Below are 16,048 nucleotides of genomic sequence, written 5' to 3'. Positions count from 1 at the left end.
CTCGAATGAACTAACCGGCGGGCGTTTGCTTGGTGGTGTCACCGGTGGTCGCCGCAACTACCACCGAGACGATCAGCAACACGCCGGCGAGCAGGAACGGCGCGCCTGGCAAGGCAAAGGGGGCGTCGCCGCCGATGAAATAGGCGAAGATCAGCGTGAACAGGAACGGTCCGATCAGTTCGGCGACGCTCTTGACGCTGGTCATCGCGCCCTGCAGCTGACCCTGCTGATCGACCGACACCAGACGCGTCATCATCCCGGAGGTCGCCGGTCCCGCGATGCCCCACAGCGTCATCACCGGAATGCCGATCCAGAACAGCGTCCCGGTCGGCGCCAGCGCGTAGATCAGAAAGCCAGCCGCGCCGCCGCCATAGCCGATGATCTGGGCATTGCGCTCGCCGAGTCGTTTCACTGCGGGGCCGACCAGCCCGCCCTGCACGATCGCGGTGCAGACTCCGACGAAGGCCAGCGCCAGACCGACCTTGGTTTCGCTCCAGCCGTAGCGATAGCTCGCATACAAAACGAAGATTGCCGGCAGCGCGACATGCGCAACCTCGGCGCAAAATTCCACCACCGCCATCGCCGCAAGCCGGCTGTTGGAGGTGAGCAGCCGCACCGCGCCGACTGGATTGGCGGACTTCCAGCGAAACGGCGAGCGCCGCTCCGGCGGCAGCGACTCCGGCAGCACGAATAGACCATACAGCGCGTTGCACAAGCTAAGCCCGGCGGCGACCCAGAACGGCAGCCGCGGATCGACGCCGCCGAGCAGCCCACCCATCGCCGGCCCGATGATGAAGCCGAGTCCGAACGCGGCGCCGACCTTGCCGAACACCGCGGCGCGCTTCTCCGCCGGCGTCACGTCGGCGATATAAGCGAAGGCCGTCGAGATACTCGCCGCCGTAATTCCGGATATCAAACGGCCGAGAAACAGCCAGCCTAACGACGGGGCCAGCGCCATCAGAACGTAGTCCAGTCCGAGGCCGAGATTGGACAGCAGGATCACCGGCCGGCGGCCGAAATGATCGGACACCCCTCCGAGCACCGGCGAGGCGACGAACTGCATCAGTGCCCAGGCGGTGCCGAACAGGCCGTAGATCCGCGCTGCATCGGCCACGTTGTTGTCGGCAAAACTCTCGATCAACTTCGGCAGGATCGGCAGGATCATGCCGATGCTCAGCATGTCGAGCAGGATGGTGACGAAGATGAATCCCACCGCGGCGGGCCGCGCGCCTCCCGCCGCGATCGTGTCGGGCGGATGGTCGCCGCTGGTCATGACTTCCGTTTACGCTTGTGGGCGAACGGATTGGCTTTTTCGCGCAACGTGATCCGCACCGGCGTGCCGGGCAGCTTGAAAACGCCGCGCATGCTGTTGACCAAATAGCGCAGATAGGATTCCGGCACAGCGTCGGCACGCGAACAAAACACCACGAAGCTCGGCGGCCGTGCCTTGGCCTGGGTCGCGTAGTTGAGCTTCAGCCGGCGGCCGGCGACAGCGGGCGGCGGGTTCTGAGCAACCGCCTGCTCGAACCAGCGGTTCAGCGCCGCGGTCGGCACGCGCGTATTCCACACAGCATAAGCGTCCTGGATCGCCTGCATCAGCCGGTCGACGCCCTCACCCAGCATTCCCGAGGTGGCGACGATCGGCACGCCGCGGATCTGCGGGAGCCAGTGATCGGCATCGGCGCGGAGTTGCGAAATCTGCCCGCCCTGCTGCTCGACCAGGTCCCATTTGTTGACCGCGATCACCAGCGCCCGGCCTTCGCGTTCGATCAGGTCGGCGATGCGCAGGTCTTGCTCCTCGAAGCGGTTCTGCGAGTCCATCATCAGCACGACGACTTCGGCGAAGCGCACCGCGCGCAGCGCGTCGGCGACCGACAACTTCTCGAGCTTCTCCTCGATCCGCGAACGCCGCCGCAGGCCAGCAGTGTCGAATATCCGGAAGTCCCGGCCTTTCCACGTCACCTCGACCGCGATGGAATCGCGCGTGGTGCCGGCCTCAGGGCTCGTCAGCAGCCGCTCTTCGCCGAGCAGACGGTTGATGAAGGTCGACTTGCCGGCATTGGGGCGGCCGACGATCGCGACCCGGATCGGCCGCCGGGCGATTTCCTCGTCGGTCAGCTCGGCGAGGTTTTCGTCGTCGTCCTCGTCGTCTTCCACCGGCTCAGGCATCAGGTCGCGCAGCGCGTCGTAGAGCTCGCTAAGCCCTTCGCCGTGCTCGGCGGAGATCTGCACCGGATCGCCGAGGCCAAGCGCGTAGGATTCCATCGCGCCGATCTCGCCGTGCTTGCCCTCGCTCTTGTTGGCGACCAACACCACCGGCTTGTTGGCGCGGCGGGCGAAGTCGGCAAAGGCGCGATCGTTCGGCGTCAGGCCCATCCGCGCGTCGAACACGAACATCAGCGCGTCCGCGAGTTCGATCGCGGTTTCGGTCTGCTGCTGCATCCGCGCAGTCAGAGAGCCCTTGGCGCCCTCGTCGAGCCCGGCGGTGTCGATAATGGTGAATTCCAGATCACCGAGGCGCCCCTGGCCTTCGCGGCGGTCGCGCGTGACTCCGGGCGTGTCGTCGACCAGCGCGAGCTTTTGCCCGACCAGACGATTGAACAGCGTCGATTTGCCGACATTAGGTCGGCCGATAATGGCAATGGTGAACGACATGGCTGATCCGTGCGCCGAGAAGCAGTGACCTGTCAATGTCGCGACTTGCCGGAAGCAGGCCGGAAATCAGGATCAGCGCTGAAAAGTGCCGCTCGGCAGCGGTGCGGGGAAGGCTGAGGGCGCGGTGGATTCCTGGGCGGGCGCTGGCGCGGCGGCCGGCTGATCGGCCGGCGGAGCGGTGGTGCTGCGACGGCGGGCCTGCTTGGCCGGCTTCGGTGCCGGCGGCGCAGCGGCCGTGCTGCCTTCCTCTTCCGGCGCGCGCTCAGCGGCGGGCGCCGGCCGCGCCGGACGGGACGCGACCGAATTGCGCTGCGACTTGCTGCGCTTCGGCTTGGCTTCCGGCGGCGGCGCGGCCGGCGGCTCCGGCTCCATCACCGCCTGATCCTGCTGCGCGCCTTTATACAAACCCTTCGGCACGCCCTGCTCGAGCCCCGGAACGCCCTCGGGGAAGACCGGCTTGCGATCGCCCGCCAGCTTCTTCTTGTTGTCGAGGAAGTCGAACATGTCGGACGGATCCCAGCCGCCAAGACTGCCACATCCGCCCAGCCCGCTCGACAGCGCAAGCAGAACGGCAAGAGAGATCAGGCGGTGCGAACGGCGCATGGGCGATGTCTCACGTAAACTCGAACGTTGGCGATGGTGCCGGTCGGTCTCGAACTAGCTCTTGGCGGCGGGCGGCAGCAGCGCCTGCATGACTTCGGCGCGGTTGCGCAGGCTCGCAGGCGTCTCGGGGTCGAGATTGATCTGCTCGATCCACTGCCGCGTCGCCGCAACATTGTTGGCGCGCCAAGCAGATAGCGCCAGCATCTCACGCGCGGTGTGACGATAGATGGCGCCCGGGCCTGAGATCGGTTCGAGGCGCTGCACGATGTCGTTGTAAGCTGCGGTGTCGACCAGCAACTGGCCGGCACGCAGGGTGGCGAGATCGCGGTCCTGCGCCGGCACGCTGCGATCGGCCGAGATCGCATCGTACAGCTTGATCGCCTGCTGCGGATCGCGCGCGGCAGCCTCGGCGGCAGCGCGAAGCCGCGCCAAATTGCGATAACCGGCGGGCGCCGTAGCGGCGACCTTGTTGAAGGCTTCTTCGGCTTCGGCGTGCTTGTTCTGGTCGGCAAGTTCGGCTGCTGCGGTGAAGGCAGCACCGGCTTCGGCGGCCTTTTTGGCTTCGAGATATTGGTAGCCGCGCCAACCGCCGACGCCGGCGATGATCAGAATCACGCCGATGATGATGAACAGCGAGTATTTGTCCCACAGCTGCTTGAGCCGCTCGCGACGCACTTCCTCATCGACTTCATTAAATAATTCAGACACTTATGGATTTCCTGTCGCGATCGGGCGGCGCTGCCGCAAAGCGCGCCGCGCGTCTGTCCCAGAGACGCTGCGGCGGCGATACTCTAGCGTTATGGCGGCGGCAAGGCAAAGCGAGGCGGATCAAGGGGATGTCCTGAAAACATCAACCGTTGCTCTGCCACCCCAAGTCGGTGCCGAAGCTTGCGGCAAACTTCAGGCAGCGGCTCGGTGCCGGGGGGCCCCTCGTGTCCCCTCGCCGTCAGGTCTTCTTCATCCCATAGACATGCTCCGGACCCGGGAACGCGCGGGAGCGGACCTCCTCGGCGTAGCCCTTGATCGCCGCTTCGATGCCGGGGCCGAGCTCGCCATAGCGCTTGACGAATTTCGGCGGCTTCGGCGATAGCCCGAGCATGTCCTCGAGCACCAGCACCTGACCATCGCAGGCGGCGCTCGCGCCGATGCCGATCGTCGGGATCGCAATCGTCTCGGTGATCTTGCGGCCGAGCGGTTCGGCGACCGCTTCGACCACGACCGAGAACGCGCCGGCCTCGGCGACTGCCTTGGCGTCGGCTTCGATCGGCTCCCAGCTCCCCTCCTCGCGGCCCTGCGCGCGGAACGAGCCCAGCGTGTTGATCGACTGCGGCGTCAGACCGATGTGGCCCATCACCGGAATGCCGCGCTGGGTGAGGAACGCGATGGTGTCGGCCATGCGCACGCCGCCCTCGAGCTTCACCGCGCCGCAATGCGTCTCTTTGAGAATGCGGGCGGCCGAATGGAAGGCCTGCTCCTTCGAAGCTTCGTACGAGCCGAACGGCATGTCGACCACGACCAGCGCATGCTGCGAACCGCGCATCACCGCGTGGCCCTGCAGGATCATCATGTCGAGCGTCACCGGCACGGTGGTCTCGAAGCCGTGCATGACGTTGCCGAGCGAGTCACCGACCAGGATGGCATCGCAATAACGGTCGACCAGCGACGCGGTGTGGGCATGATACGAGGTCAGCATCACGATCGGATCGCCGCCCTTGCGCGCGCGGATGTCCGGAGCGGTCTTGCGCCGGATGGTCGATTGAACAGACATGCTTAGGCTCCGAACACGGATACGCCGATGACGTAGGGATGGAAGACGAAGGCGAGAACCAGATACAGCACGACGCCGGCGACGATGGCGATGACGTCGTTCCGGGCGCCGCCGACCGGGATCGGCGGACCGCCGGCGTCGTTGCGCCGCTTCAGCGAGATGCGGTCATACACCGCCCAGGCGAGCAACGAGCCGAACAGGATGATCGAGCCGAGATCGCCGTTGGCGATCAGATGGCCGAGCGCCCACAGCTTCACCGCAGTGATCATCGGATGCTTGACCGCCGCGTAGATCCGCCCGCGCGAATAGGCCGCAGCCAGCAGGATCGCCATCGGCAGCATCAGCAGTGCGGTGAGATGTCTGGTCCAGCGCGGCGGATACCAGACGTCGATCCAGCCGTGGGCACGATAGGCGCCGAAGCCATAGGCGATCAGCGCGAGGCCGCCGATCGCCAGCACCGCATAGCCGATCTTGTAGACCGCCTCGCCGCCGATGCCGATCAGCTTGCCGCGCAGATCGCGCCGCGTCGTCACGACGTGAGTGCCGATGAACAGCACCAGGCCGAGGATCATCACCGCAAGTCCCATCACGACACTCCTGTCTCGGCCGGCGGATGCGGCGGTTGCGCGCCGGCCATTTCGCCCTATGGTCCGCGCCATCGGGCGACCTGCCGCAGCACGGCACCGTGCGGGGCGAAATCCGGGTATCACTCTTTACAGGACCGATGCAAATGCTGGGAGACCTCGTTCGCCGCGTGCTGCCGCCGCTGCTGGCCCTGCTTGGCATCGCCGCAGGCACGATCAGCAGTGCGGCCGCTGCCGAACCGGCCGCGTGGCCGCCGAAGCTGGTGCGGATCGTCGTGCCGTTCGGCGCCGGCTCGACGCCGGATATCGTCGGCCGCGTGCTCGCCGACAGTCTGCAGGCGCGGCATCCGGGCTCGAGCTTCGTGGTCGAGAACAAGCCGGGCGCCGCCGGCAATATCGGCACCGATACGGTCGCCAAGGCCGCCCCTGACGGCGCGACGCTCGGCATCTCGATCCCCGGCCCGCTGGTGATCAACCGGATGCTGTTCGCCAAGCTGCCTTACGATCCGGACCACGACATCACGCCGGTGACGATGCTGACGCGTCTGCCGAACGTGCTCGTCGTGCCGTCGAGCCTTGGTGTCGGCAGCGTTGCGGAGTTCGTCGCGCGGCTGAAGGCGCCGGGCAGCAGCCTCGCTTACGCCTCGATCGGCGCCGGTTCGCTGTCGCAGCTGTGCATGGAGGCGATCGCGCAGCAGGCTGGCGCCAAGCTCGTGCATATTCCTTACGCCGGATCGCCCAACGCGGTGACGGCACTGATCCGCGGCGATGTGCAGGCGGCGTGCCTGCCGGCGATCTCGGTCGCGCCGCAGCTCGCGTCCGGCACGATGAAGATCCTCGCGGTGTCGACGCCGGAGCGCTCGCCGTTTCTTCCCGACGTGCCGACGCTGAAAGAGAGCGGCATCGCCGTTCAGTCCGACGCCTGGAACGCGCTGATCGCGCCGCGCGGCACGCCGCCGGCGCTGGTCGCGGCGATCAACGCCGAGGTGCGGCAGTCACTCGCCGAGCCGGGCGTGGTCGCGAAGTTGAAAGTCCAGATGATCACGCCCGCGCTCTCCTCGCCAGATGAGTTGCGCAAGACGCTAGCCGAGGAGAAGCAGGTGTGGACCGACGTGATCCGCGCCGCCGGCATCCGCATCGAGTGAGTCCGCGACTTCGATCGTCGGAGAGGCAATGACTTTGCCCCACCACCACCGTCATTCCGGGGCGCGAGCGTAGCTCGCGAACCCGGAATCTCGATCGGTGGAGCAGCCGACCAACGTTTCCACAAGTTCGGGACTCCGGGTTCGCTCACTGCGTGAGCGCCCCGGAATGACGAAGTTGGGGGATGCAACGCGCTCAGGCACTGCTCGCGGTGGGTTACTTGTAGTAGCCGACCGCGCAGGTCTGGTCGCCGACCTTGGTGACGTAGCTCACCTTCTGGACCGGATCGGTCTGGCCGGGGCGCGGCCACATGTAGCTGACTTCCTTGACCTCGCCTTCCTTCGCGGTGGCGTAGATCTCTTCGCCCAGCGGCTTGCCGGTCTTGTCCTTGAGATCCTTCAGGCTCTTGCCGGTCAGCGTCGGGTGCGCGGTGAACAGGCCGTCCGGCCCGCCGCAGAACGGGTAGAGGTCGCGGTCCTTGAAGCCACTCTCGCCCTTGGCGAACTGCGCGAGCGCCGTCGTCTTATCGGCCTTCACCGCGGCCTTGGTGAGCATCGTCTTGGCTTCGTCGGCCGTGCCGAACTCACCGGCGAGCGCGACGGAGCTCACGAGCACGCCCGCGCTGGCGACGACACAGAACAATGACTTGAGATGCATGGTTTCCTCCGGTTCGGCTCCCTTGGTGGAGCATGCCGGAAGGATAGCCGGGTGCTGTGGCGGCGGTCAGAGCGACTTAGGACTAACCATAAGTCGATACCGGGCGCCGCTACACGCAAGAGGTCGACGTGTTAGTGCGAGGTGATCCAGGCGCGGGCTTCACGCTGCGCTGCGGCAATCTGCTCGGCCGACATCTGCGCGGCGACTTCGCGGCGGAACTCAATCGCGTCAGCCCGGCCCTTCAGCGCGGCGAGGTTGAACCATTTGTGTGCCGCGACGAGGTCGATCGAAGCGCCGCGTCCCGACGCGAACAGAAGGCCGAGGTCGAACAATACATCCGGGTTCTCGCCGGCTTCGATCGGCAGCGCAGTCTCGGTGTTCAGAAATCCCTGCAGCATCTGTCTCTCCATCTGGCCGCCCCGGAGGCGGCTCCTGTCGTCTGTCCTGTCGTCTCCACCGCCGTGACCCGGCGTGTTTGTGTAGGGAGATCTGACCATTCAAATTTGAAGAGCAGTTTAAGCATCGCGATGAACGGATTCTGAACGGCGCAAGCCGGCGCGCTACGCGCAATCGCAAAAATGCCTGTGTGACAACGGTTTTCTGAATCGCTTGACGGTCGGTTTACCCTGCAGTTTGGCGAACCGATAACCATTGCGCCAAGCCGCAACGCTCCCCCCGGCAGCGACCGGGGCGCGGAACGAGCAATCGAGATGCGGAGGGAGTTGGGTCAAGCCGGTTGCGGAAACACCGGGGATGGCGCGCCAGCAGGCTGCGCAAAAAAGAACGAGGGCGTCGGCGAACACGCCAGGACCAAATCCCACAAGCGAAGACCGCCGTGAAACTGCGGATCCAGTATCCGCACCGTACGAAGAAGAACCGCTTCTTCTGCCGGATCCGCGTTCGGAATTTCCGCCGCACTAATCCGGCCGTTTGGCCTGATGTCTCGCCGACACCCTCTCGTCGAGCGGACTGTCGTCGAAGCCGCTGAGCGCGGAAATTCGTCGATGTCCTTTGACGCTGCCGACGGTCGTGCCGCCGGCACTCGCTCGTAAGCGAGCTTACTTCTTCTTGGCGGCCTTCTTGGCAACCTTCTTGGTGGTCTTCTTCGCCGTCTTCTTCACGGCGCTCTTCGCGGTCTTCGCGGTCTTGGCTTTCTTCGGCGCCGCTTTCTTCGTCGCCGCCTTCTTCGCTTTCTTGGCCATGTTGCCCTCCGATAAAGTGAGATGGCTGATTGCTGCTGCGTGCACTCGGGAATCGAGATGCACTACTTCCCGAATACACCAACACATCGAAAAAAACAGTGTCCCGCTTAAGGAAGTGTTGATGGCTGTTTGCCGCGCCGCGTCGTCGTCTTTCAAATCGGCCGGCCGCGGAGTTTGCCGCGCGATCGCATTTAGCCCCGAAAAATCTACGTCCGCATTTGTCAAGATCGAGAGAAACCCGCGCGTGCCAGTCGTTTTGCAAATCCGATTAGTAAGCTAACTACGCGTTTCGGCGACACCGGCGCCCGTCCGAGTCGGCGCGTAAAAGCCGTCGGCGGAGTCTGAGTCGGAATTTTTGGCAACGAAAATATTTTCATCCACACCCCCGCCTGGGCGGCGGAAAGGCGCGCCAGAGAGGCGTTTCGGGACGAATCGCGAGCGATGATTCGAGCGGGCGCGTCGCGGCGCATCGTCGTCGCGCGGCGCGACGACGATGCGCGCAGCGCGGTCAGAGACCGAGTTTGCGCTTCAGGAGATCGTTGACGACCTGTGGATTGGCCTTGCCGCCGGAGGACTTCATCACCTGTCCGACGAACCAACCGAGCATCGCCGGCTTGGCGACGACTTGTGCGACCTTGTCCGGATTGCCCGCCACGATCTCGTCGACGACCTTCTCGATCGCCGAGAGATCTGTGACCTGCTTCAAGCCGCGCTGTTCGACGAGAACGCGCGGGTCGCCGCCTTCAACCCAGACGATGTCGAACAGTTCCTTGGCGATCTTGCCTGAGATGGTGCCCTCGCCGATCAGATCGACGATGGCTGCGAGCTGAGCGGTGGAGACCGGCGAAGCGTCGATGCTCTGACCCTCCTTGTTGAGCCGGCCGAACAACTCGTTGATCACCCAGTTGGCGGCGAGCTTGCCGTCGCGCGTTTTGTCGGCGAGACCAGCGAGCACCGCCTCGTAGAATTCAGCGCTCTCGCGCTCGCTCACCAGCACGCCAGCATCGTCGGCCGACAGCCCAAAAATGCCCATGAAACGGGCCTTTTTGGCATCGGGCAGCTCGGGCAGCTTCGACTTCAGCTCGTCCACATAGGCTTGCGAGAACTCCAGCGGCAGCAGATCCGGATCGGGGAAGTAGCGATAGTCGTGCGCCTCTTCCTTCGAGCGCATCGAGCGCGTTTCGCCTTTGGTCGCATCGAACAAGCGGGTCTCCTGGTCGATCTTGCCGCCGTCTTCGAGGATGCCGATCTGCCGACGCGCTTCGTATTCGATCGCCTGACCGATGAAGCGGATCGAGTTGACGTTCTTGATCTCGCATCGTGTGCCGAACGGCTCGCCGGGACGGCGCACCGAGACGTTGACGTCGGCGCGCAGGCTACCCTTCTCCATGTCGCCATCGCAGGTCCCGAGATAGCGCAGGATGGTGCGCAGCTTGGAGACGTAGGCCTTGGCCTGTTCGGATGAACGCAGGTCCGGCTTGGAAACGATCTCCATCAGCGCGACGCCGGAGCGGTTGAGGTCGACGAACGTCATCGTTGGGTGCTGGTCGTGCAGCAACTTGCCGGCGTCCTGCTCGAGGTGCAGCCGCTCGATGCCGACGCTGACGCTTTCGCCGGTCGGCAGATCGACCACGACGATGCCCTCGCCGACGATCGGCGATTTGTACTGGCTGATCTGGTAGCCCTGCGGCAGATCGGGATAGAAATAGTTCTTGCGGTCGAACACCGAGCGCAGATTGATCTGCGCGTTCAGTCCCAATCCTGAACGGATCGCCTGACGAACGCACTCCTCGTTGATCACCGGCAGCATGCCGGGCATCGCTGCGTCGACCAGCGAGACGTGACTGTTCGGCACGCCGCCAAATTCGGTCGCCGCACCGGAGAACAGCTTGGCGTTGGACGAGACCTGGGCGTGGATCTCCAGCCCGATCACAATCTCCCAATCGCCGGTGGCGCCCTTGATGAGCTGGGACGGTTTGACGGGTGCGTTCATGGCAAGTCCTTCGAGCGGCGCGTGGTCAGCAAGCAATCGCCTGAATATGCCCTTCCCGCGCGTATGCCAACAACGACCGGTCGCGCGTGATCAGCCGATAGCCGTATTCCCGGGCGGTCGCGGCGATGATCCGATCGGCCGGGTCACGATGGGGAAAACCCGGCAGGAATGACGAGGCGACCAGCACGTCCGGAGTCAGCGCTGCCAGCGATAGGCCGGAGCGTTCCATCACCTGCTCGAACCAACGCAACGGCGGCATCAACAAATTAAGCCGGCCGCGCGCAACCAGCACGCCGATTTCCCAGGCTGAGATTGGCGAGACTACAACCGCTTGGCCAGTCTCGTGGGTCTGTTGCACGGCGGCGCGCGCCTCACCCGTCTCGTCCTCGCTCGTCGCGAAAAATATCAGCGCGCAGGTATCCAGCAAAAGCGGCGACAAGTTATAGCACCCGCTCGGGCAGATCGTTTCCATAGGCAAGCTCGCCCCACTCCGGATCAGCCGGTGCCGTCAGCTCGACACCTGCCGGAATGTGAACGGTACCCTTCATGCATCCGAACAACGGATGCGGGCCGGGCTTTGCGCCGGCTGCTGCACGAAGTCGTCCAGCCTGCTCGTCGCGGCGAAACACTAACCGGCCACTTGCCATATCGACCTGCTCGCTGCGGAAGCCTGCCTCAAGCCAAGCTTTGGTCATTACATTGTTGGTCGGCGAATTGCTCCACCACGCGCGATAGCGCGAGACCGGCGGCAGCTTGCTTCCGATCACACGCTCGATCTGCGCAAAGCTCATCCGCACTTCGCCAACAGCCTGCTTCTTAAGAAACTCCGTGAGGGGGGTGTACTTTCCCATGTGCAATCTCCACTGCAATAATAGTTACACACTAACTATTGTTGCAGGGGATGTCAAATCTGACGTGCGCGCGATGCCTTGCCGCGTCCCGATCGCTGCAGCCGTCTCCCCAGGTTGCTACCCCCAGACTTCCGCAGCCGTCGCGACGTCGATCTTCGAGCCTAGGGCATTCAGCGCAACTTGATGCACGATCTCGGTGGGCGCGGTGCACAGATCGCTGACGACCTGCACGCGGAACTGGTCCGCCGCCCGCGACAGCGCGGTGAAGACGACGCAGTTCTGGGTCATCATCCCGCCGACCAGCAGCTCATCGACACCCCGCAGGTGAGATGCGAGGTCGGTGTCCTGAAACGCGTCGGGAACTTGCTTGGTGACGACCGGGGCATCTCCTGCTGCGTCAAGAATGCCCGGACGGATCTCGACGCCGGCGCTGCCCGCCGCAAACGGGCCAGCCGCTGCAGTCGATACGTGGCGCACGAGAATGATCCGATCCCCAGCCGCCCGGGCACGGCCAATCGCTGCGATGAGACGGGCCTCGGTTTCCTCCGCCTGCCACAGCAGTAACGCGCCGCCCGCGAAGTAGTCGTTCTGGATATCGATTACGAGAAAAGCGCGCGCCATCGGGTTCTCCTTTGCTGCCCGTCGAAAAGTCCTTTCCCTGTAGGCCGACGCGCTGCTCCGGATCAGTGGCCTGATAGACATTATTAGGGCATATTGGGCCAATGCAGATCGCCATCCTCGCCTACGATCAGATCAGCCCGTTCATGCTGTCGACACCGCTGGCGGTGTTCGGCGAACCGTTTCTCGCCAGCGGTCATCGGGTCGATGTATGCGCGGCTCAGTCTCGATTTTCGGCGACGGGCGGACTGACCATCGAGGCTCCCTTGCCACTGCACGCCGCCAGCGAGGCCGATGTCGTCATCCTGCCAGGCTGGCGCGATGCGCATGAAACGGTGCCGCCGGAGATCACCTCCGAACTCCGCGCCGCGGAGGCGCGCGGTGCCATCGTCGTCGGCCTCTGCCTCGGCGCGTTCGGCCTTGCCGAAGCGGGACTACTCGACGGGCGACGTGCGACGACGCATTGGGCGTGCGTAGAGAATTTCGCTGCACGCTTTCCCGAGGTCGTGGTCGATCGCGGCGCCCTGTTCGTCGACGAGGGACGCATTCTGACTTCGGCAGGAATCGCGTCGGGGCTGGATTGCTGCCTGCATCTGCTCGGCCGGATCGCCGGCACGGCCGAAGCCAACCGTGTCGCCCGGCATCTCGTCGTCGCCCCGCAGCGCGCGGGAGAACAGCCGCAACTGATCGAACGCCCTGCGATCGGCTCCACTGCCGATCTCAGGATCTCCGAACTGCTGGAGGCGCTCCGGGCCGATCCGGTTGCGACGCCGTCGCTGGACGAGTTGGCCGAGCGCGCCGGCATGAGCCGCCGCAGCCTCACCCGTTACATCCGGGCGCGGACCGGCGGCAATCTCGGCGACTGGTTGCGCCGCGTCAGGCTGGCGCGCGCGCAGGATCTGCTCGCCGGCGGCGCGCGAGGACTGGAAGATCTCGCCACTCGCTGCGGCTTTCCGGATGCCGCCGCATTGCGGACGGCGTTCCGCATCGAATTCGGCCTGACGCCGCGGCAATGGCTGGCGCGGCAACGGATGGATTAGCGCGACGCTTGGGCTGTTGCATCAGTCACAACATCATGGTGAGGCGAAGCGCCGTCTCGAACCATGCAGCACTCGCACCAGTGGCCGCATCCTTCGAGACGCCCTGCTTTGCCTGGCTCCTCAGGATGACGAGTCGGTGGATGCGCAGACGTCATCACCGATCAATCGATCACGCGCCTAATGCGGTGCGGGCGTCGGGGCAGCGTCGAAGGTGAGCGTGAACCAGGTGCCCTGCCCGCGAATGGTCCTGGCGTTGAACGCGACGTTGCGAGCGTTCTCTTTCAGGGTCTGCAGGATCAGCGCGCCGAGCTTGCGCGGCGACGGCCATTCCTGCCCTTCCGGCAGGCCGACGCCGTCATCCGACACCACCACCGAGACACGGCCGGCCTCGACGCTGCAGATCACCTTGACGCGTCCGCCGCTGCGCCCGACGAAAGCGTATTTCAGCGCATTGGTCAGCATCTCGTTGACCAGCAAGCCGGCCGGCATCGCGATGTTCACCGACAACGGGCAATAGGTCGTGCTGACCTCGTAGGCGACGCCGTCGCGGCCGTTGGCCTGCATCACCGCTTCGGTGACGTCGGACAGATACTGCCCGAGGTCGATGTCCTGGCTGCCGGCGCTCTCCGCGGACAAGATCCGGTACAAAGCCGTCAGCGCGTCGATCCGGCTGGCGAGCCGCGCCAACGCGACGGTCTCGCCTTCGGCGGCGGAGCGCGCCTCGAGCCGCACCAGCGCGGTGACGAGCTGCAGATTGTTCTTCACTCGATGCTGCAGTTCGCGCATCAGCGTATCGCGTTCGCGGATCTGGATTTCGAAGCGCTCGATCTGGGCGCGCTCGCGGCCGCCGACATCGACCAGCGCGGCGATCCGGAAGCTCTCGGGGCCGTCTTCGCTCTCGATCACCGAGGCGTAGGCCTGCACGATCAGCACGTGCTCGGTCGGCGTCAGCGGCCGGAACACGCCGAGAAAATCCTCGCCGACCCGGATCGCGGCACCGAGCGTCTTGGCGGGATCGTCCTCGTTGACCAGCGTGTCGAGACAGGTCCAGCCCTGGCCTTCGATGTCGGCCTGCGACAGGCCGAGCAGCAGCTCGAAGGCTCGGTTGATATAGGCGATGCGTTGCGCGTCGCCATTGCCGCGCGACACCGCGACGGCGACCGGGACATTGTCGAGCAGATGCTTGTAGCGGTCGTTTTCGATCGCGACCGCGATCTCCGACGAGCCCAAAATTCCGTCGACGCTTTGCGGAGACGGCACCCCTTCGTCAGTGCTCATTCAACCTTCCTGCCCGCTGTCAGCATGGCTGCAGCGCGAAACAAACGCAACGCAAAAGCGGCGCGCGGGTCGCCCCTCAGGCCCACCATTTCCGCGGCGTGAATCGCCCGGCGGATTGCTCGATCACATCGCCGAGCGAGAACAACGTCTCCTCGTCGAACGGCCGACCTATCAGTTGCAGGCCAAGCGGCAGGCCCTGCGAGTCGCTGCCGGCGGGAACCGCGATGCCGGGAAGCCCGGCCATGTTCACCGTCACGGTGAAGATGTCGTTGAGATACATCTCGACCGGATCGGCGCCGCCCTTCTCGCCGATGCCGAACGCCGCAGACGGCGTCGCCGGCGTCAGGATCGCGGACACGCCCTGCTCGAAACACTGTTCGAAGTCGCGCTTGATCAGCGTGCGGACTTTTTGCGCGCGTAGGTAATAGGCGTCGTAGTAGCCCGCCGACAGCACGTAGGTGCCGATCATGATGCGGCGCTTGACCTCGGCGCCGAAGCCGGCGGCGCGGGTCGCCTCGTACATCTCGACGATGTTACGGCCGCCCACGCGCGCGCCGTAGCGGACGCCGTCATAGCGCGCGAGATTGGACGAGGCTTCCGCCGGCGCCACGATGTAATAGGCCGGCAGCGCGTATTTGGTGTGCGGCAGCGACACCTCGACGAGTTCCGCGCCTGCGGCCTTGAGCCACTCGGCGCCCTGCGACCACAGCTTCTCGATCTCGGCCGGCATGCCGTCCAGCCGATACTCCTTCGGGATGCCGATCTTCATGCCTTTCACCGAGCCGCCGATCGCGGCTTCGTAGTTCGGCACCGGGCGATCGACCGAGGTGGTGTCCTTCGGGTCAAAGCCGGCCATCGAGCGCAGCAGGATCGCGGAGTCGCGCACCGTGCGGGCGATCGGACCGGCCTGATCGAGCGACGAGGCGAACGCCACGATGCCCCAGCGCGAGCAGCGGCCGTAGGTCGGCTTGATACCGACCGTGCCGGTGAACGCTGCCGGCTGGCGGATTGAGCCGCCGGTGTCGGTCGCCGTGGCGCCGAGGCACAGGCCGGCTGCGACGGCGGCGGCCGAGCCGCCCGACGAGCCGCCCGGCACCAGCTGCGCGTCAGAGCCGGCGCGGCGCCAGGGATTGACCACCGGGCCGAAGCACGAGGTCTCGTTCGACGAGCCCATCGCAAATTCGTCGTTGTTGAGCTTGCCGAGCAGCACCGCGCCGTCGCGCCACAGCTGCGTCGTCACGGTCGACTCGTAGGTCGGCTTGAAGTCGCCGAGGATCTTCGAGCACGCCGTGGTCCGCGTGCCCTTGGTGGCGAACAGGTCCTTGATGCCGAGCGGGATGCCGGCCAGCGGACCGCCCTCGCCCTTGGCGATCTGCGCATCCGCCGCCTGCGCCATCTTGCGCGCCTCGTCAGGCGTCTCGACCACGTAGGCGTTGAGCACGCGCGCCGCCTCGATGGCGTTCAGATGCGCATCGGTCAATTCGACCGCGGTGAAGGACTTGGTGGCGAGCCCCTCACGGGCCTCGGCGAGCGTCAGCGATGTCAGATCGGTCATGGTTCAGGCACGCCTGGAAGTGGAGCCGGCGCAGGCCGGTCGAGGCGCCGCGGATCGTGCGGCTGCATTGCAGCGCTGGCTAGCACAGCGCCTTCGACAAT

Annotated in this window: 17 protein-coding genes; 2 read left to right on the top strand and 15 right to left on the bottom strand. The window is 65.3% G+C overall.

Going from position 1 to position 16,048, the window contains the following annotated elements:
• Window positions 1-10 precede the first annotated feature (10 nt).
• The 6 genes from LPW26_RS05510 to LPW26_RS05485 form a co-directional block, all read right to left on the bottom strand.
• The gene (locus tag LPW26_RS05510) at window positions 11-1,273 is read right to left on the bottom strand and encodes a TCR/Tet family MFS transporter (RefSeq protein ID WP_238733278.1); all 1,263 of its coding nucleotides are present in this window, start codon (window positions 1,271-1,273) and stop codon (window positions 11-13) included.
• Window positions 1,270-2,655 carry a ribosome biogenesis GTPase Der gene (gene der / locus LPW26_RS05505; RefSeq protein WP_238733277.1) on the bottom strand — a complete coding sequence of 462 codons (1,386 nt, stop codon included), beginning with the start codon at window positions 2,653-2,655 and terminating at the stop codon, window positions 1,270-1,272. The genes LPW26_RS05510 and der overlap by 4 nt, the downstream gene beginning before the upstream one ends.
• A gap of 72 nt (window positions 2,656-2,727) precedes the next feature.
• Complete coding sequence (locus LPW26_RS05500; RefSeq protein ID WP_238733276.1) at window positions 2,728-3,258, bottom strand: hypothetical protein; 531 nt, start codon at window positions 3,256-3,258, stop codon at window positions 2,728-2,730.
• 54 nt (window positions 3,259-3,312) lie between these two features.
• The gene (locus LPW26_RS05495) at window positions 3,313-3,966 is read right to left on the bottom strand and encodes a tetratricopeptide repeat protein (protein WP_238733275.1); all 654 of its coding nucleotides are present in this window, start codon (window positions 3,964-3,966) and stop codon (window positions 3,313-3,315) included.
• 238 nt (window positions 3,967-4,204) lie between these two features.
• The gene (gene panB / locus LPW26_RS05490; protein WP_238733274.1) at window positions 4,205-5,026 is read right to left on the bottom strand and encodes a 3-methyl-2-oxobutanoate hydroxymethyltransferase; all 822 of its coding nucleotides are present in this window, start codon (window positions 5,024-5,026) and stop codon (window positions 4,205-4,207) included.
• A 2-nt stretch (window positions 5,027-5,028) separates the two neighbouring features.
• Entirely contained in the window at window positions 5,029-5,613 is a 585-nt protein-coding gene (locus tag LPW26_RS05485; protein ID WP_238733273.1) for an NnrU family protein, read from the bottom strand.
• 143 nt (window positions 5,614-5,756) lie between these two features.
• Here LPW26_RS05485 and LPW26_RS05480 point away from each other — a divergent pair, with 143 nt between their 5' ends.
• Window positions 5,757-6,755 carry a Bug family tripartite tricarboxylate transporter substrate binding protein gene (locus tag LPW26_RS05480; protein ID WP_238733272.1) on the top strand — a complete coding sequence of 333 codons (999 nt, stop codon included), beginning with the start codon at window positions 5,757-5,759 and terminating at the stop codon, window positions 6,753-6,755.
• A 214-nt stretch (window positions 6,756-6,969) separates the two neighbouring features.
• Here the strand turns inward: LPW26_RS05480 and LPW26_RS05475 are convergent, their stop codons facing one another.
• The 7 genes from LPW26_RS05475 to LPW26_RS05445 all read right to left on the bottom strand — a co-directional run bounded on the left by LPW26_RS05475 (window position 6,970) and on the right by LPW26_RS05445 (window position 12,077).
• Window positions 6,970-7,410: a cache domain-containing protein gene (locus LPW26_RS05475; protein WP_238733271.1), complete on the bottom strand. Its 441-nt coding sequence runs from the start codon at window positions 7,408-7,410 to the stop codon at window positions 6,970-6,972.
• 131 nt (window positions 7,411-7,541) lie between these two features.
• Window positions 7,542-7,808 carry a hypothetical protein gene (locus LPW26_RS05470; protein ID WP_238733270.1) on the bottom strand — a complete coding sequence of 89 codons (267 nt, stop codon included), beginning with the start codon at window positions 7,806-7,808 and terminating at the stop codon, window positions 7,542-7,544.
• A gap of 660 nt (window positions 7,809-8,468) precedes the next feature.
• The gene (locus tag LPW26_RS05465; RefSeq protein ID WP_119854730.1) at window positions 8,469-8,612 is read right to left on the bottom strand and encodes a histone H1; all 144 of its coding nucleotides are present in this window, start codon (window positions 8,610-8,612) and stop codon (window positions 8,469-8,471) included.
• 508 nt (window positions 8,613-9,120) lie between these two features.
• Window positions 9,121-10,605, bottom strand: a complete 1,485-nt coding sequence (gatB, locus tag LPW26_RS05460) for an Asp-tRNA(Asn)/Glu-tRNA(Gln) amidotransferase subunit GatB (protein WP_238733269.1) — start codon at window positions 10,603-10,605, stop codon at window positions 9,121-9,123.
• Window positions 10,606-10,630: 25 nt separating this feature from the next.
• A complete protein-coding gene (locus LPW26_RS05455) occupies window positions 10,631-11,044 on the bottom strand; it encodes a type II toxin-antitoxin system VapC family toxin (protein WP_238733268.1) in 414 nt (137 codons plus the stop codon).
• A gap of 1 nt (window position 11,045) precedes the next feature.
• A complete protein-coding gene (locus LPW26_RS05450; RefSeq protein ID WP_238733267.1) occupies window positions 11,046-11,456 on the bottom strand; it encodes a DUF7662 domain-containing protein in 411 nt (136 codons plus the stop codon).
• A gap of 117 nt (window positions 11,457-11,573) precedes the next feature.
• Window positions 11,574-12,077, bottom strand: coding sequence for a cysteine hydrolase family protein (locus tag LPW26_RS05445; protein ID WP_238733266.1), 504 nt, complete (start codon window positions 12,075-12,077; stop codon window positions 11,574-11,576).
• 101 nt (window positions 12,078-12,178) lie between these two features.
• On the opposite strand from LPW26_RS05445, the gene LPW26_RS05440 reads away from it, so the two are divergent.
• The gene (locus tag LPW26_RS05440) at window positions 12,179-13,114 is read left to right on the top strand and encodes a GlxA family transcriptional regulator (RefSeq protein WP_238733265.1); all 936 of its coding nucleotides are present in this window, start codon (window positions 12,179-12,181) and stop codon (window positions 13,112-13,114) included.
• Between the two features lie 177 nt (window positions 13,115-13,291).
• Here LPW26_RS05440 and LPW26_RS05435 read toward each other — a convergent pair whose 3' ends face one another.
• The gene (locus tag LPW26_RS05435; RefSeq protein ID WP_238733264.1) at window positions 13,292-14,392 is read right to left on the bottom strand and encodes a sensor histidine kinase; all 1,101 of its coding nucleotides are present in this window, start codon (window positions 14,390-14,392) and stop codon (window positions 13,292-13,294) included.
• Window positions 14,393-14,468: 76 nt separating this feature from the next.
• Entirely contained in the window at window positions 14,469-15,947 is a 1,479-nt protein-coding gene (gene gatA, locus LPW26_RS05430; RefSeq protein ID WP_238733263.1) for an Asp-tRNA(Asn)/Glu-tRNA(Gln) amidotransferase subunit GatA, read from the bottom strand.
• Window positions 15,948-16,048: the final 101 nt, after the last annotated feature.

The organism is Rhodopseudomonas infernalis, from assembly GCF_022271405.1.
GTDB classification, from domain to species: domain Bacteria; phylum Pseudomonadota; class Alphaproteobacteria; order Rhizobiales; family Xanthobacteraceae; genus Rhodopseudomonas; species Rhodopseudomonas infernalis.
Note: the sequence above shows the minus strand (reverse complement) of the source record. Positions and strands in the feature narration are given on the sequence as shown.

What these genes read in the sequence shown, in the direction of transcription:
- panB (WP_238733274.1), bottom strand. Translation starts at nt 5,026, where the DNA reads ATGTCTGTTCAATCGACCATCCGGCGCAAGACCGCTCCGGACATCCGC.
- LPW26_RS05445 (WP_238733266.1), bottom strand. Translation starts at nt 12,077, where the DNA reads ATGGCGCGCGCTTTTCTCGTAATCGATATCCAGAACGACTACTTCGCG.
- LPW26_RS05465 (WP_119854730.1), bottom strand. Translation starts at nt 8,612, where the DNA reads ATGGCCAAGAAAGCGAAGAAGGCGGCGACGAAGAAAGCGGCGCCGAAG.
- LPW26_RS05450 (WP_238733267.1), bottom strand. Translation starts at nt 11,456, where the DNA reads ATGGGAAAGTACACCCCCCTCACGGAGTTTCTTAAGAAGCAGGCTGTT.
- LPW26_RS05485 (WP_238733273.1), bottom strand. Translation starts at nt 5,613, where the DNA reads ATGGGACTTGCGGTGATGATCCTCGGCCTGGTGCTGTTCATCGGCACT.
- gatA (WP_238733263.1), bottom strand. Translation starts at nt 15,947, where the DNA reads ATGACCGATCTGACATCGCTGACGCTCGCCGAGGCCCGTGAGGGGCTC.
- LPW26_RS05470 (WP_238733270.1), bottom strand. Translation starts at nt 7,808, where the DNA reads ATGCTGCAGGGATTTCTGAACACCGAGACTGCGCTGCCGATCGAAGCC.
- LPW26_RS05475 (WP_238733271.1), bottom strand. Translation starts at nt 7,410, where the DNA reads ATGCATCTCAAGTCATTGTTCTGTGTCGTCGCCAGCGCGGGCGTGCTC.
- LPW26_RS05510 (WP_238733278.1), bottom strand. Translation starts at nt 1,273, where the DNA reads ATGACCAGCGGCGACCATCCGCCCGACACGATCGCGGCGGGAGGCGCG.
- LPW26_RS05480 (WP_238733272.1), top strand. Translation starts at nt 5,757, where the DNA reads ATGCTGGGAGACCTCGTTCGCCGCGTGCTGCCGCCGCTGCTGGCCCTG.
- der (WP_238733277.1), bottom strand. Translation starts at nt 2,655, where the DNA reads ATGTCGTTCACCATTGCCATTATCGGCCGACCTAATGTCGGCAAATCG.
- gatB (WP_238733269.1), bottom strand. Translation starts at nt 10,605, where the DNA reads ATGAACGCACCCGTCAAACCGTCCCAGCTCATCAAGGGCGCCACCGGC.
- LPW26_RS05500 (WP_238733276.1), bottom strand. Translation starts at nt 3,258, where the DNA reads ATGCGCCGTTCGCACCGCCTGATCTCTCTTGCCGTTCTGCTTGCGCTG.
- LPW26_RS05435 (WP_238733264.1), bottom strand. Translation starts at nt 14,392, where the DNA reads ATGAGCACTGACGAAGGGGTGCCGTCTCCGCAAAGCGTCGACGGAATT.
- LPW26_RS05440 (WP_238733265.1), top strand. Translation starts at nt 12,179, where the DNA reads ATGCAGATCGCCATCCTCGCCTACGATCAGATCAGCCCGTTCATGCTG.